The 12,583-nt window shown below is 59.7% G+C and carries 9 protein-coding genes; 3 read left to right on the top strand and 6 right to left on the bottom strand.

The window, feature by feature from the left end:
* Positions 1-11: 11 nt before the first annotated feature.
* The 4 genes from J2Y86_RS15250 to rpsU form a co-directional block, all read right to left on the bottom strand.
* Entirely contained in the window at positions 12-3,758 is a 3,747-nt protein-coding gene (locus J2Y86_RS15250; RefSeq protein ID WP_253432839.1) for a bifunctional diguanylate cyclase/phosphodiesterase, read from the bottom strand.
* A 121-nt stretch (positions 3,759-3,879) separates the two neighbouring features.
* Positions 3,880-5,727 carry an RNA polymerase sigma factor RpoD gene (gene rpoD, locus J2Y86_RS15245; RefSeq protein ID WP_253432836.1) on the bottom strand — a complete coding sequence of 616 codons (1,848 nt, stop codon included), beginning with the start codon at positions 5,725-5,727 and terminating at the stop codon, positions 3,880-3,882.
* A gap of 67 nt (positions 5,728-5,794) precedes the next feature.
* The gene (gene dnaG, locus J2Y86_RS15240; protein WP_253440312.1) at positions 5,795-7,774 is read right to left on the bottom strand and encodes a DNA primase; all 1,980 of its coding nucleotides are present in this window, start codon (positions 7,772-7,774) and stop codon (positions 5,795-5,797) included.
* A 481-nt stretch (positions 7,775-8,255) separates the two neighbouring features.
* On the bottom strand, positions 8,256-8,471 hold the full coding sequence (gene rpsU, locus J2Y86_RS15235; RefSeq protein WP_002551877.1) for a 30S ribosomal protein S21: 216 nt from the start codon (positions 8,469-8,471) through the stop codon (positions 8,256-8,258).
* Positions 8,472-8,670: 199 nt separating this feature from the next.
* Here rpsU and tsaD point away from each other — a divergent pair, with 199 nt between their 5' ends.
* On the top strand, positions 8,671-9,696 hold the full coding sequence (tsaD, locus tag J2Y86_RS15230) for a tRNA (adenosine(37)-N6)-threonylcarbamoyltransferase complex transferase subunit TsaD (RefSeq protein ID WP_253432833.1): 1,026 nt from the start codon (positions 8,671-8,673) through the stop codon (positions 9,694-9,696).
* Positions 9,697-9,719: 23 nt separating this feature from the next.
* Here tsaD and plsY read toward each other — a convergent pair whose 3' ends face one another.
* Positions 9,720-10,289 (bottom strand): glycerol-3-phosphate 1-O-acyltransferase PlsY, encoded by a 570-nt coding sequence (plsY, locus tag J2Y86_RS15225; protein WP_017341125.1) that lies wholly within the window; start codon positions 10,287-10,289, stop codon positions 9,720-9,722.
* A 74-nt stretch (positions 10,290-10,363) separates the two neighbouring features.
* Between plsY and folB the strand changes: the two genes are divergently transcribed.
* Together folB and folK are read left to right on the top strand one after the other, a co-directional pair.
* Entirely contained in the window at positions 10,364-10,720 is a 357-nt protein-coding gene (folB, locus tag J2Y86_RS15220) for a dihydroneopterin aldolase (RefSeq protein ID WP_253432829.1), read from the top strand.
* Positions 10,711-11,229, top strand: a complete 519-nt coding sequence (gene folK / locus J2Y86_RS15215; protein WP_253432824.1) for a 2-amino-4-hydroxy-6-hydroxymethyldihydropteridine diphosphokinase — start codon at positions 10,711-10,713, stop codon at positions 11,227-11,229. The genes folB and folK overlap by 10 nt, the downstream gene beginning before the upstream one ends.
* A gap of 84 nt (positions 11,230-11,313) precedes the next feature.
* Here folK and J2Y86_RS15210 read toward each other — a convergent pair whose 3' ends face one another.
* A complete protein-coding gene (locus tag J2Y86_RS15210) occupies positions 11,314-12,543 on the bottom strand; it encodes a multifunctional CCA addition/repair protein (RefSeq protein WP_253432820.1) in 1,230 nt (409 codons plus the stop codon).
* Positions 12,544-12,583: the final 40 nt, after the last annotated feature.

Raw genomic sequence — 12,583 nt, 5'->3', positions numbered from 1 at the left:
TAGGCCGCGGATTATAGCGACGGTTTCTCGGCTGTGCTATCCGAAAAATCCGATACGGCTATACGAAGAAACGTCGCGGCGAATTCGTCCGCCGGCAAGGGCAGGCTGACGATGTAGCCCTGAATCTGTTCGCAGCCTTCCTCCGCGAGGAATTGCTGCTGCGCGAACGTCTCGACGCCCTCGGCTATGACGGTGAATTGCATGCTGCGCCCCAGCGCGATGATCGCGCGAACAATGGCTGCGTCATGGGGATCATCCGGCAGGCCGCGGACGAACGACTGGTCGATCTTGAGGATATCCAGCGGCAGGCGCTTGAGGTAACTCAGGGATGAATAGCCGGTGCCGAAGTCATCGATGGCCAGTTGTACGCCCAGGTGTTTGAGTTGATGCAGCACCGCCAGCGCTTCCTCGGCCTGGCTCATGATGAAGTTTTCGGTAATTTCCAGTTGCAATAGTCCTGGCTGAAGACCGTTGTCCTTGAGCAGTTGTTCGATCCGGCCGAGCAGGTTGGGCTGGCGCAGTTGCGCGCCGGCGAGGTTGACTGACAATGGACCGAGGCATTCATAAGTCCGGTTCCATTCGTACATCTGCCGGCACGCGGTCTCGAGTACCCAGTCGCCGATCTGCAGAATCATCCCGTTCTCTTCGGCCAGGGGAATGAAGTGCTCGGGCGGCACGGCGCCGAAGGTCGGGTGATGCCAGCGGATGAGGGCTTCAGCCCCCACCAGGCGATTGTCGTCCAGGCTGATTTTCGGCTGGTAGTGCAGCAACAATTCATTGCGCTCGATGGCGCGGCGCAGTTCGTGTTCCAGTGCGACGCGCTCGCTGGCCTGAGCGGTCAAGTCGCGGGTATAGCTCTCGACTCGGTTGCGGCCCTTGGCCTTGGAGCGGTACATCGCTGCATCGGCGTTCTTGACCAGTGTGGCGACGTCGCAGCCGTCCTTGGGGTAGAGGCTGGTGCCAATGCTGGCACTGATGAAGAACTCATGCTCGCCCGCCTGGAATGGCGCAGAGAAGCAGTTGAGCAACTTGGTCGCGATGTTGTCGGCATCGCTGGATTGCTGCAGGCCCGGCAAGAGGATGATGAACTCGTCACCGCCGAGGCGCGCCACGGTGTCGATGTCGCGCAACTGGTCCTTGAGGCGCACGGCGATGCCCTTGAGCAGCAGGTCGCCGACCGGGTGGCCAAGGCTGTCGTTGATGTGCTTGAAGCGGTCAAGGTCGAGGAATAACACGGCGCCCTGGCCACCGTTTTCCTGCTGGTTATTGAGTGCGGTCAGCAGTCGGCTCTCGAACAGTGTGCGGTTCGGCAAGCCCGTCAGCGGGTCGTGGTGCGCCTGGTAATCGAGTTTGGCCTGCGCGTGCTTGAGGCTGGAAATGTCCGCGAACACCGCGACAAAGTGGGTGATGAACTTGTCGCGGTTGCGCACGGCGCTGATGGTCAGCCAGCTCGGATAGAGTTCTCCGTTCTTGCGCCGGTTGGAAATCTCGCCCTGCCAATGACCTTCAGCTGTCAGTTGATGCCACATGGCCGCGTAGAAAGCGCTGTCATGCAGGCCCGAGGCGAGCAGGCGAGGGGTGTGGCCCAGTGCCTCGCTTTCGCTGTAGCCGGTGATTTCGGTAAACGCGCGGTTGACCGCGCTGATGTGTTGCTGGGTGTCGGTGATCAACACGCCCTCGGCGGTGCTCTCGAACACGGTCGCCGCCTGTTGCAGTTTTTCCTGCATCAGGTGGCGCTCGGTGATGTCCCGGGCGATGGTCAGCATGCAGTCTTCGTCGCCGATCGGCAGCGGACGGCTCGACACTTCACAGAGGCGGATCTGCCCGTCGCTGCGGCGAATATGGCAACTGAAGTCGCGGACGAAACCGTCCCGATGCAGCAGGTCGAGCATCTGTTTACGTTCGTTGAGATTGACCCAGATCCCCAACTCCAGCGCCGAGCGATCCACGGACATCGCGCTGTTGAAACCGGTAATACGGCTGAAACCCTCGTTGACCTCCAGCAGCAAGCCGTCACTCTGCCGGGACAGCAACAAGCCATCGGGCGAAGCATGGAAGGCCTTGGCGAACTTTTCTTCGGAGGTTTGCAGCTGTTGCTGGGTTTCCTTGAGCTGGCTGATATCCCGCACGACCACCACCAGCGCCGGGGTGGTGTCGAGGTCGAAGGGTTCGGCGGAGATCAGGCCGGTAAACACCTGGCCATTGTTGCGGCGAAAGGGCATCTCCAGGTTACGAATGCTGCCGGCCTGCAAGCGCTGCAGCAAACCCGGGCCGACGCCGGGAATGCCCCAGATATTCAGGTCGGTGGCGGTCTGGCCGATGACGTCTTCAGCCTTGAGGCCGATCTGTTCTTCGAACGCTTCGTTGACCTCCAGCAAGCAACCGTCGGAGAGTCGCGCGATGACCAGGATGTCCGGGCATTGCTGGAAGACCGAGGCGAACTTCTGTTCCGACAGGCGCAGTGCTTCTTCGGTGCGCTTGGCCTCGCTGATGTCGATCATCAGGCCGCGCATCACCGGTTCGTGACCGTGCTCGATCAGACTGACGATGTCGCGTACCCATATGCAGCGGCCGTCGGCGGTGATGACCCGGTAATCGAGGCTGTGATCGCGCCCGGCCAGGACTTCGTGATCACAGAAGGTCTGGGCACGGGTCAGGTCGGCGGGATGGATGATGTTGCGCCAGAAGCCTGGAATCAGCCAATGGGCCAAGGGGTAACCGAGCAATTCTTCGGCGTGGGGCGACACGTAGCTGTAGGTGAAATCGGTGATCCGCGCCTCCCAGGCAATGGCCGAAAGACTCTCCACCAGCCCGCGGTAATGGTATTCGCTGCTGCGCAATTCCTGTTCGAGGTCGACGCGGCGGGCGATTTCCGAACTCAGGCGGCGGTTGATCCGAATGACGACCGCCAGCACCGTCATCAGCAGCAGCAATCCCGGCAGGCCGTACACCAGCAGATCGGACCAGAATGTTCGATGATCGAGAACGTTGCCGACCCAATGCTCCTGAATGGAGCTGATTTCGGCCGGGGTCATGTCCGCCAGGACTTTGTCGAGGATGCCGACCAGAATCTTGTTTTCCCTGGGCACACCCATGGCCAGTTGATAGCGATAGGGTGTTTCGCCGCTGACATACAGCCCGTCGAGCTTGAGCTGTCGCAGGCTCCAGACGCTGGAGGCCAGATCGCCGACCACTGCGTCCACTTCATCGGTCGCCAGTGCCTGCAAGGCAGAGCTGACATTGGGCAGCCCCACCAGATTCAAGTCGGGATGGTGGGTACGCAGCAGTTCATGGGGCGCGTAGTTTTCCACCACTGCGATTTTCAGGCCGTACAGGTCTTCGAGTTTGCGCGGTTGCGCGCCGCCGACGTGGGCAAGTATGACAATTGGAAAGTCGAGGTAGGGGCGCGTAAATGACAGGTAGGTCTGGCGCTCCGGGGTCGACATGATGCCCGGTAACAGGTCCAGTTGGGCGTGTTTGGCCTGTTCGAGAACAACCGTCCAGCTCACGGGTTCGATGGGCGTGAGCTTGATGGCCAGGCGTTGGCGGATCAGGTCGATGTAGTCCGCCGCAAGGCCCTGATAGCGGCCCTGATCGTCGCGAAACTCGAAGGGAGGCCATGACGCATCGACACCCAGGCGCAGGTCCGGGTGGGCCGTCAGCCAGCTACGTTCTTCGTCGGTCAGAGTCAGCGCGCCAGCCGTTGCGGTCCAGGTCATCAGCGACAGCAAAAAAAGCACGGTCGGCAGTCTGGGCATAACGGTCTCGTTATGGCTCGGGGAATGCTTCGAGTGTAGACGCGCTATTCGGCGGGAGGGAAGTGCGGGGGATTTTATCTGCACAAAGCAAAACCCCCGGCCTGGGCCGGGGGTTCTGTGATCACTCGTCGAGGAAGGAGCGCAAATGCTCACTTCTCGTCGGGTGGCGCAGCTTGCGCAGCGCCTTGGCTTCGATCTGACGAATCCGTTCACGGGTCACGTCGAACTGCTTACCAACCTCCTCGAGGGTGTGGTCGGTATTCATGTCGATACCGAAGCGCATGCGCAGAACCTTGGCTTCACGGGCAGTGAGGCCGGAGAGAACTTCGCGAGTCGCTTCTTTAAGGCTCTCAACGGTAGCGACATCGATTGGCGACTGCATGGTCGAGTCTTCGATGAAGTCACCCAGGTGGGAGTCTTCGTCATCACCGATCGGGGTTTCCATGGAGATCGGCTCTTTAGCGATCTTCAATACCTTGCGGATCTTGTCCTCAGGCATTTCCATGCGTTCGCCCAGCTCTTCCGGGGTCGGTTCGCGACCCATTTCCTGCAACATCTGCCGGGAAATACGGTTGAGCTTGTTGATCGTCTCGATCATGTGCACCGGAATACGGATGGTGCGGGCCTGGTCGGCGATCGAGCGAGTGATCGCCTGACGGATCCACCAGGTGGCATAAGTCGAGAATTTGTAGCCGCGGCGGTATTCGAACTTGTCTACCGCTTTCATCAGACCGATGTTGCCTTCCTGGATCAGATCGAGGAATTGCAGGCCACGGTTGGTGTACTTCTTGGCGATGGAGATCACCAGACGCAAGTTCGCTTCAACCATCTCTTTCTTCGCGCGGCGGGCCTTGGCCTCACCGATCGACATGCGACGGTTGATGTCCTTGATCTCGGCGATCGTCAAACCGGTTTCGGTTTCCAGCGCGGTCAGCTTCTGCTGGCAACGAATGATGTCCGGTTGCAGGCGACCAATGGCTTCAGCGTATTTGCTTTTGCCTTTGGCCAGTGCATCGGTCCAGCTTTCGTCGACTTCATTGCCCGGGAACTGGCGCAGGAAATCGGCACGCGGCATGCGGGCATCACGAACGCACAGTTGCATGATCGCGCGCTCTTGCTGACGCAGACGATCCAGGGCACTGCGAACACGCTCGACCAGGCCTTCGAATTGCTTCGGCACCAGTTTGATCGGCATGAACAGCTCAGCCAGGGCCAACAGTTCGGCGATTGCCAGCTTGTTGCCACGACCGTGCTTTTTCAGCGCCTTGCGGGTGATTTCCATCTGATCGGAGACAGCGCCAAAACGCTGTGCCGCGATAACCGGATCCGGACCGCTTTCGGCTTCTTCTTCGTCATCCGTTGCTTCGGCGTCATCGTCGTCGGTGTCGTCGTCCGCTTTCACGGCTTTCGGGTCGACTGGCGGTGGCACTTCTGCAGCAGGCGGCGCAATGCCGTCGTCCGGGTCGATATAACCGCTCAGGACGTCGGACAGGCGGCCACCTTCGGTGGTGACGCGAGTGTACTCGGAGAGAATATGGTCAACCGTGCCAGGGAAGTGCGCGATTGCGCCCATCACTTCGCGGATGCCCTCTTCAATACGTTTGGCGATTTCGATTTCGCCTTCACGTGTGAGGAGCTCTACCGTACCCATTTCACGCATGTACATGCGCACTGGGTCGGTGGTGCGACCAATGTCGGTCTCGACCGCTGCCAACGCTGCTGCTGCCTCTTCGGCCGCGGCTTCGTCGGTATCGGCGTCGGCCAGCATAAGGGAATCCTTATCTGGCGCAACCTCGAATACGTTGATCCCCATGTCATTGATCATGCGGATGATGTCTTCCACCTGTTCCGGATCTGAAATATCCTCCGGCAGGTGGTCGTTGACCTCCGCGTAAGTCAGGTAACCCTGCTCACGACCAAGTGTGATCAACTCTTTGATACGAGACTGCTGTTGCGCTTTTCCGGACATAACACCCTATCCACTGAAGGTCTTGGCGGGCAAAAAACAAGCCGAGGATTATACCTGAGCTATGACCTCACGCGCCAGTTGAGGTCGGGTTTGGTGTTGCCATATTGCGTTTTAATAGGTCGCGCATCTGATTTGCGATCTGATTTGCTTCCTCTGGGGTCAATCCCGGTTGCCTTGCTTTTCTGATAAGTGCTTCCAGGCTATCGGTGTGTTGACCGGCTGATAGCCTAGTAATGGTGTCTAAAAACTGTTGTTCAAGGTTGTCGCCTTTAATCAGCCATTCCTTTTCTGCCAATGCCTTGAGAAGGCGACCCTGTTCGGTCCCGTGCCATCGGGCCATCAACTGAATTGAGTTTAGCTTAGGATTTTTTTGCACGGCCTCGATCAGGGCCACCAACAGTTGAGCGTAAGTGTTGCTCTCGTTGGCGAAGTGATCGGCGGTTTCTACCTTGCCGGCGAGCTCCGGGTGATGAATGAGCGTGCGAAGCGCGATCAGCGTCGGGGCCTCCACGGCAATCGGAGTGCGCGGTGCGCTCGGTTGATCGCGATCACCGCCGCGCTTGCCGTTCTTGTCCCACGGTTTCTTGTCCCATTTCTTGCCGCCGGCGCCAGGTTTCTTCGGCGTCCACTCCTGCTGCGGCACGTACATCTCTTGTGCCTGCGGCTGATGGTAGTCGCTGTAGTCCGGCATGGCGTCGTAATCGACGCCCGGATCGTAGGCCGGTGGCGCGTCTTGAGGCGCGCTTTGCACCAGTTGGCTCACGGCTTCACCGCTGAGTCCGGTGATTTCGGTCAGGCGCTGGCGCATCAGGATGCGCAGGTTGGCCCCCGGGACTTTATCAATCAGCGGTGCGGCGAGGGTGGCCATGTGGGCCTTGCCTTCGAGCGAGCGCGGATCGGATTCCTCGGTCAGTTGCTGAAAGAAATAATCTGCCAGCGGCTGTGCGTGCTGGTTAATTCGCGCGCGGAATGCGTCGGTGCCCTCGGAGCGGACCAGCGTATCCGGGTCTTCGCCCTCGGGGAGAAACAGGAAGCGCGCCCGTCGCCCGTCTTGCAGGCAGGGCAGTGTGGCTTCCAGCGCTCGCCATGCGGCGTTGCGGCCCGCCTGGTCGCCGTCAAAGCAGAACAGCACGTTGGGCACGACGCGAAACAGTCGTTTCAAGTGCTCTTCGCTGGTGGCGGTGCCCAGTGTGGCGACGGCATTGCGCAGGCCTTGCTGGGCGAGGGCGATGACGTCCATGTAGCCTTCGACGACGATGATTTCGTCGAGGTTGCGGTTGTTTTTGCGTGCTTCATAAAGGCCGTAGAGTTCCTGGCCCTTATGGAATACCGGGGTTTCCGGTGAGTTGAGATATTTCGGTTTGTCATCGCCCAATACCCGACCGCCGAAGGCGATGATTCGCCCGCGGCTGTCGCGGATCGGAAACATCACGCGATCGCGGAAGCGGTCATAGCGTTTGCCTGTTTCGGCGTTCTCGATCAGCAGGCCGGCATCGACCATGGCTTTCTGTTGCAGGGTGTCGCTGCTCAAGTGCTTGAACAGGTTGTCCCAGCCGGGCGGCGCAAAACCGAGGCCGAAGTCCCTGGCAATCTCGCCGGTCAACCCGCGACCCTTCAAGTAATCCACAGCGGCTTTGCGCGATGGATGGCTTTTCAGTGCCTGGCGGTAGAAATCGGCCGCGGCGGTGAGCAGCGGGTACAGCGGCGAATCGGTCGGTTGTCGCGGTTTGTGCGGCCGGCCGCTTTCTTCGCGGGGAATTTCCATGCCGGCGGCTTTGGCCAGTTCTTCGACAGCCTGGATGAAGTCCAGGTTGTCGTGGTCCATCATGAAGCCGAGGGCGTTTCCGCCAGCACCGCAGCCGAAGCAGTAATAGAACTGCTTGTCGGGACTGACACTGAAAGAGGGGGTTTTTTCTTTGTGAAACGGGCAGCAGGCGGTGTAGTTCTTGCCGGCCTTTTTCAGTTGCAGGCGCGAGCTGACCACATCGACGATGTCGGTGCGGTTCAGAAGGTCGTCAATGAAGCTCTGGGGAATTAGCCCGGCCATGGCGTTCTCGTCATCTGCGCTGAAATGGAACCGAAACGAAGTGCGGCCGAACGCGGGTCGTTGTTTGAGGCGCGCAAAATGTGCGGCTCGACCAGTGTCGTCTGCGTAATCGCTGTCGGGAAGTGTATCTGCCGAAAATCCACTGACGTTAATACCAATCAGTATTCGACTATTTGAAAGTGTTTCGCTGAATCCGCTGCGGCCAGTCGAGGGCCCCGGAAAGCTCATAAGCGGGCACGCAAGAAGGTGCCTTGGGCTGATCGTCGTGAGAGGAATCAGTGGGTGTGCTCGTCAGTAGCCTTGGAAGGCTCGTCAGAAAAGACGTGCACCGCTGGCAAAAGAGCCAGGTCTGACGCTGTGAAGCAGGGTTGTCTCGGTCGCATGTGCGGCTTTGACGGTGAAGCATCAAGCGTTTTCCGCAAATGCCATTAGCCCGGCTGAGGGCCGGGCTTGGCAGAAGCTTGCTACGATCGTCTGTGTATTAGTACAGACGAACGGCGCGGCGCTGTTCGCGCTGAACTTTCTTGGCGTGACGCTTAACAGCGGCTGCTGCTTTGCGCTTACGCTCAGAAGTTGGCTTCTCGTAAAATTCGCGGCTACGAACTTCAGCCAGTACACCGGCTTTTTCGCAGGAGCGCTTGAAACGACGCAGAGCTACGTCGAAGGGTTCGTTCTCTTTTACTTTGACGGCTGGCATCCAGAGCTACCTTCATTCATTACCGGGGTCAACATCCTCGCGGCAAAAGAGCACTTGAAGACGTCGGTTTTTAAGGGTTGCGGATGTTAACCCCTCATCGCTCGGAATGCAAAGCCTCTGATCGAAAACCGCTAGTCGGGGCATCGCATGGCGACTATTATGCGCGCCTTCGAATTCAGCCTAAACAAGGCGCAAACCCATGCTAGTACTGGGATTAGAAACCTCCTGCGACGAAACCGGTGTCGCATTATACGACAGTGAACGCGGCCTGCTGGCCGACGCGCTGTTCAGCCAGATCGACCTGCACCGCGCCTATGGCGGTGTGGTGCCGGAGCTGGCCTCGCGCGACCACGTCAAACGCATGCTGCCCTTGATTCGTCAGGTGTTGGCCGAGGCCGGCTGCGTGCCGACCGAGATCGATGCGATCGCCTACACCGCAGGTCCCGGGCTGGTCGGTGCGTTGTTGGTGGGTGCTTCCTGCGCTCAGGCGCTGGCCTTTGCCTGGGGCATTCCGGCCCTTGGCGTGCACCACATGGAAGGCCATTTGCTGGCGCCGATGCTGGAGGCGAAACCGCCAGAATTCCCGTTCGTCGCTTTGTTGGTGTCCGGCGGCCATACGCAGCTGGTTCAGGTCGACGGGATCGGTCAATACACGCTCCTGGGCGAAACTCTTGACGATGCGGCCGGTGAAGCGTTCGACAAGACGGCCAAGATGATGGGGCTGAATTATCCCGGCGGTCCGGAAATCGCTCGTCTGGCGGAGCAGGGCGTTGCAGGGCGTTTCACCTTCCCGCGTCCGATGTGCGACCGTCCGGGACTGGCTTTCAGCTTCAGCGGCCTGAAGACATTTGCCCTGAACACCTGGCAACAGAGCGTCAGCGCCGGGGACGACAGCGAGCAAGCCCGTTGCGACATCGCGCTGGCGTTCCAGCAGGCCGTGGTGGAGACTTTGACCATCAAGTGCAAGCGTGCCCTGAAACAGGCGGGCATGAAGCGTCTGGTGATCGCTGGCGGCGTCAGCGCGAACAAGGCGTTGCGAACATCCTTGGAGAAAATGCTCGGCGACCTGAAGGGCGATGTGTTTTACGCCCGTCCGGAGTTCTGCACCGACAATGGCGCGATGATCGCGTTTGCCGGTTGCCAGCGTTTGCAGGCCGGTCAGCATGAAAGCCTGGCGATCAGTGTTCAGGCGCGCTGGCCGATGGAGCAATTGTCGGGGCTGTGATGAGCGACGCTCACGTGCGGTCTCTAAAAATGCCGTTCGCGCCCGGCAAACAGGTCGCGTAGATTGCCGCGATGACGCCAGACGATCAGCCCCGTGAGCGCGCTCATGGGCAGCAACGCCGCTGGTTCTTGCCAGGCCAGCAGCGGCAGGGTCAGCGGTGTAGCGATCAGGGCGGCGAGTGAGCTGGTGCGGGTCAGGAAGAACGTCAGCAGCCACGCGCAGACCGCCAGCAGGGCAGCAGGCGGGTAAAGACCCAGCAACATGCCAGCGGCCGTGGCGACACCCTTGCCGCCGCGAAAGCGAAAGTACAGAGGGAACAGGTGACCGATGACGGCGCAAACGCCGATCCAGGCCTGTTCTTGCAGCGAAAGGCCCGCAATGCCTGCGATCAACACCGGCAGCAGGCCTTTGCAGAGGTCGCCGATGAGGGTCAGGATGGCGAGCTTCTTGCCGGCCAGGCGTAACATGTTGGTGGCGCCGGCATTGCCCGAGCCACTCATTCGCGGATCCGGGTTACCGGTCAGGCGGCTGAGCAAAATGGCGAAGGACAGAGAGCCGAGCAGGTAGGCGAAGGTCGCCAGTAACCAAAACATGCTAACTATTCCGGGCGAGGACGCCCTGATTCTAACGGCGCATTGCGCCCTTGTCGTGCAGTGGAGAAGAGTGCTTGGACAGAGTGTTTATCGAGGGCCTGGAAGTCGACACCGTGATTGGTGCCTACGACTGGGAGCGAGGCATCCGACAGTGCCTGCGTCTGGATCTGAGCTTCGCCTGGGATAATCGCCCGGCCGCCGCCGGTGACGACCTGACCCTGGCGCTCGATTACGCGAGCGTTTCGTCGCGCATCCAGACCTTTGCCGAGCAGGCGCAGTTCCAGCTGGTCGAAACCTTTGCCGAGCGTCTGGTTGAAGTACTGATGAGCGAATTCAGCATTACCTGGATGCGCCTCAAGTTGACCAAGCCAGGCGCCGTCCCGGCGGCCACCGGTGGTGTGGGCGTGGAGATCGAGCGCGGATGTCGCTGACTCAGGTGTATCTCGGGCTCGGTAGCAATATCGAGCGCGAAACCCATTTGCAGGCTGGCCTGGAAGCCCTGGCGGGTTTTTTGGTGGATATACGCTGCTCGGCGGTGTTCGAAAGCCAGCCTGTGGGAATCAAGAGCGGGCCGTTTTTCAATTTCGTGGTGTCGGCTTACACCGATCTGCCGCTGATGGAGCTGGACCGCCGGTTGAAATTCATTGAGGCGGACAATGGCCGCTATGCGCCGGACCGCAAGGGTTTGCCGCTGGATATCGACGTTTTGCTGTTCGGCGACCTTGTGGGCAACTTCGATGGCCTGATTCTGCCAAGGGCTGAAATTCTCAAAAATGCCTTTGTGTTGTGGCCGTTGTCGCTGATTGCGCCGGATCGTGTGCATCCGGGTGTGGGCAAAAGCTTTGCGACGTTGTGGGCCGAAGCGCAGATTGATCAGGTGTTGGCGCCGGTGGCGTTTGAGTGGCGAGGCGTGCAGCTGACCTCTTCGAATTTGTTGTGAGGCGGATGACGCCTTCGCGGGCAAGTCTCGCTCCTACAGGTGATCGCGTACCCCTGTAGGAGCGAGGCTTGCCCGCGAAGCTTTTCAGGCAGACGCCGCTTCCTTGTAGGCCTTCAACGCCTTGAGCCGTTCCCGCTTGATCGCCTCACCCAACTCCGGCCCCGTGAATCCCTTCTCCAGCAACGGCTGAACCGCCACGCTCCGCGCCGCAGTCGCCGCCCCGCGCAAATAGTCCGCTTGTGGATAACTTCTTTGTTCCAACCCTTTGCGCCCACGCGCGTCCATTTCGCACGCGGCAATAAACTCTTCGAACCGCTGCGGCCGACGGTACACGTCAAAGCTCTGCAGCAACTCTAGCAACGTTGAAGGCTTCAGCTCCAGGGCGCGATGGCCGTGGGTGTGATACTGGCCCACCAACAGCGCCAATTCCTGGCAGTCCTTCGGCGCCTTGAAGCGTTCATTGACCGCTTTGATCAGCTTCAGGCCTTTGTGCTCATGAGCAATGTGCCGGGGCCATTCTTCTTCCGGCGTCAGTCCTTTGCCCAGGTCATGCAGCAGGCAAGCCCAGCGCACAGTCAGCGGTTGTTTGTGCAGTGCGGCCTGTTCGAGCACGCTCAAGGTGTGCACGCCCGTGTCGATTTCCGGATGGTGGGCTTCCGGCTGGGGGACTCCAAACAGTGCGTCGACTTCCGGCATCAACACCTTCAGCGCTGTGCAGTCGCGCAGCACCTGGATGAACACTTGTGGCTGATCTTCCATCAGTGCGCGGGAAATTTCCTTCCAGCTGCGTTCGGCGGTCAATGCTTCCAGTTCACCCGACTCGCTGAGTTGGCGCATCAAGTCCAGCGTTTCAGGTGCGACGGTGAAACCCAGTTCCGCATAACGAGCAGCAAAGCGCGCAACACGCAGCACACGGAGCGGATCTTCGGCGAAGGCGGGGGAAACGTGACGGAGAATGCGAGATTCGAGATCGCGCTGCCCATGGTAAGGGTCAGTTAGATTCTGTTGATCGTCTTCGGCCATCGCGTTGATCGTCAGGTCACGACGGATCAGGTCTTCTTCGAGCGTCACTTCGGGGCTGGCGTGAAAGGTGAAGCCGCCATAGCCGCGTCCGCTTTTGCGTTCGGTCCGGGCGAGGGCGTATTCCTCACCGCTTTTCGGGTGAAGAAACACCGGGAAGTCAGCCCCTACCGGGCGAAAGCCCTTGGCGAGCATTTCTTCAGTGGTGGCCCCGACCACGACCCAGTCGATATCAGTGACAGGTTTGCCCAGCAGCCGATCACGAACCGCGCCGCCGACTTTATAGATCTGCATAAAAAACCTCCGTTAGCTCGACAGAATAACCGTTGCGTCG

This window comes from Pseudomonas migulae, from assembly GCF_024169315.1.
GTDB classification, from domain to species: domain Bacteria; phylum Pseudomonadota; class Gammaproteobacteria; order Pseudomonadales; family Pseudomonadaceae; genus Aquipseudomonas; species Aquipseudomonas migulae_B.
The sequence above is the reverse complement of the archived record's forward strand: the minus strand, read 5'-3'. Positions and strand labels throughout refer to the sequence as shown.

Bases quoted from the DNA above. Each gene is read 5' to 3' on its own strand.
- J2Y86_RS15210 (WP_253432820.1), bottom strand. From the start codon at position 12,543: ATGCAGATCTATAAAGTCGGCGGCGCGGTTCGTGATCGGCTGCTGGGC.
- rpsU (WP_002551877.1), bottom strand. From the start codon at position 8,471: ATGCCAGCCGTCAAAGTAAAAGAGAACGAACCCTTCGACGTAGCTCTG.
- tsaD (WP_253432833.1), top strand. From the start codon at position 8,671: ATGCTAGTACTGGGATTAGAAACCTCCTGCGACGAAACCGGTGTCGCA.
- J2Y86_RS15250 (WP_253432839.1), bottom strand. From the start codon at position 3,758: ATGCCCAGACTGCCGACCGTGCTTTTTTTGCTGTCGCTGATGACCTGG.
- rpoD (WP_253432836.1), bottom strand. From the start codon at position 5,727: ATGTCCGGAAAAGCGCAACAGCAGTCTCGTATCAAAGAGTTGATCACA.
- dnaG (WP_253440312.1), bottom strand. From the start codon at position 7,774: ATGGCCGGGCTAATTCCCCAGAGCTTCATTGACGACCTTCTGAACCGC.
- plsY (WP_017341125.1), bottom strand. From the start codon at position 10,289: ATGTTTTGGTTACTGGCGACCTTCGCCTACCTGCTCGGCTCTCTGTCC.
- folK (WP_253432824.1), top strand. From the start codon at position 10,711: ATGTCGCTGACTCAGGTGTATCTCGGGCTCGGTAGCAATATCGAGCGC.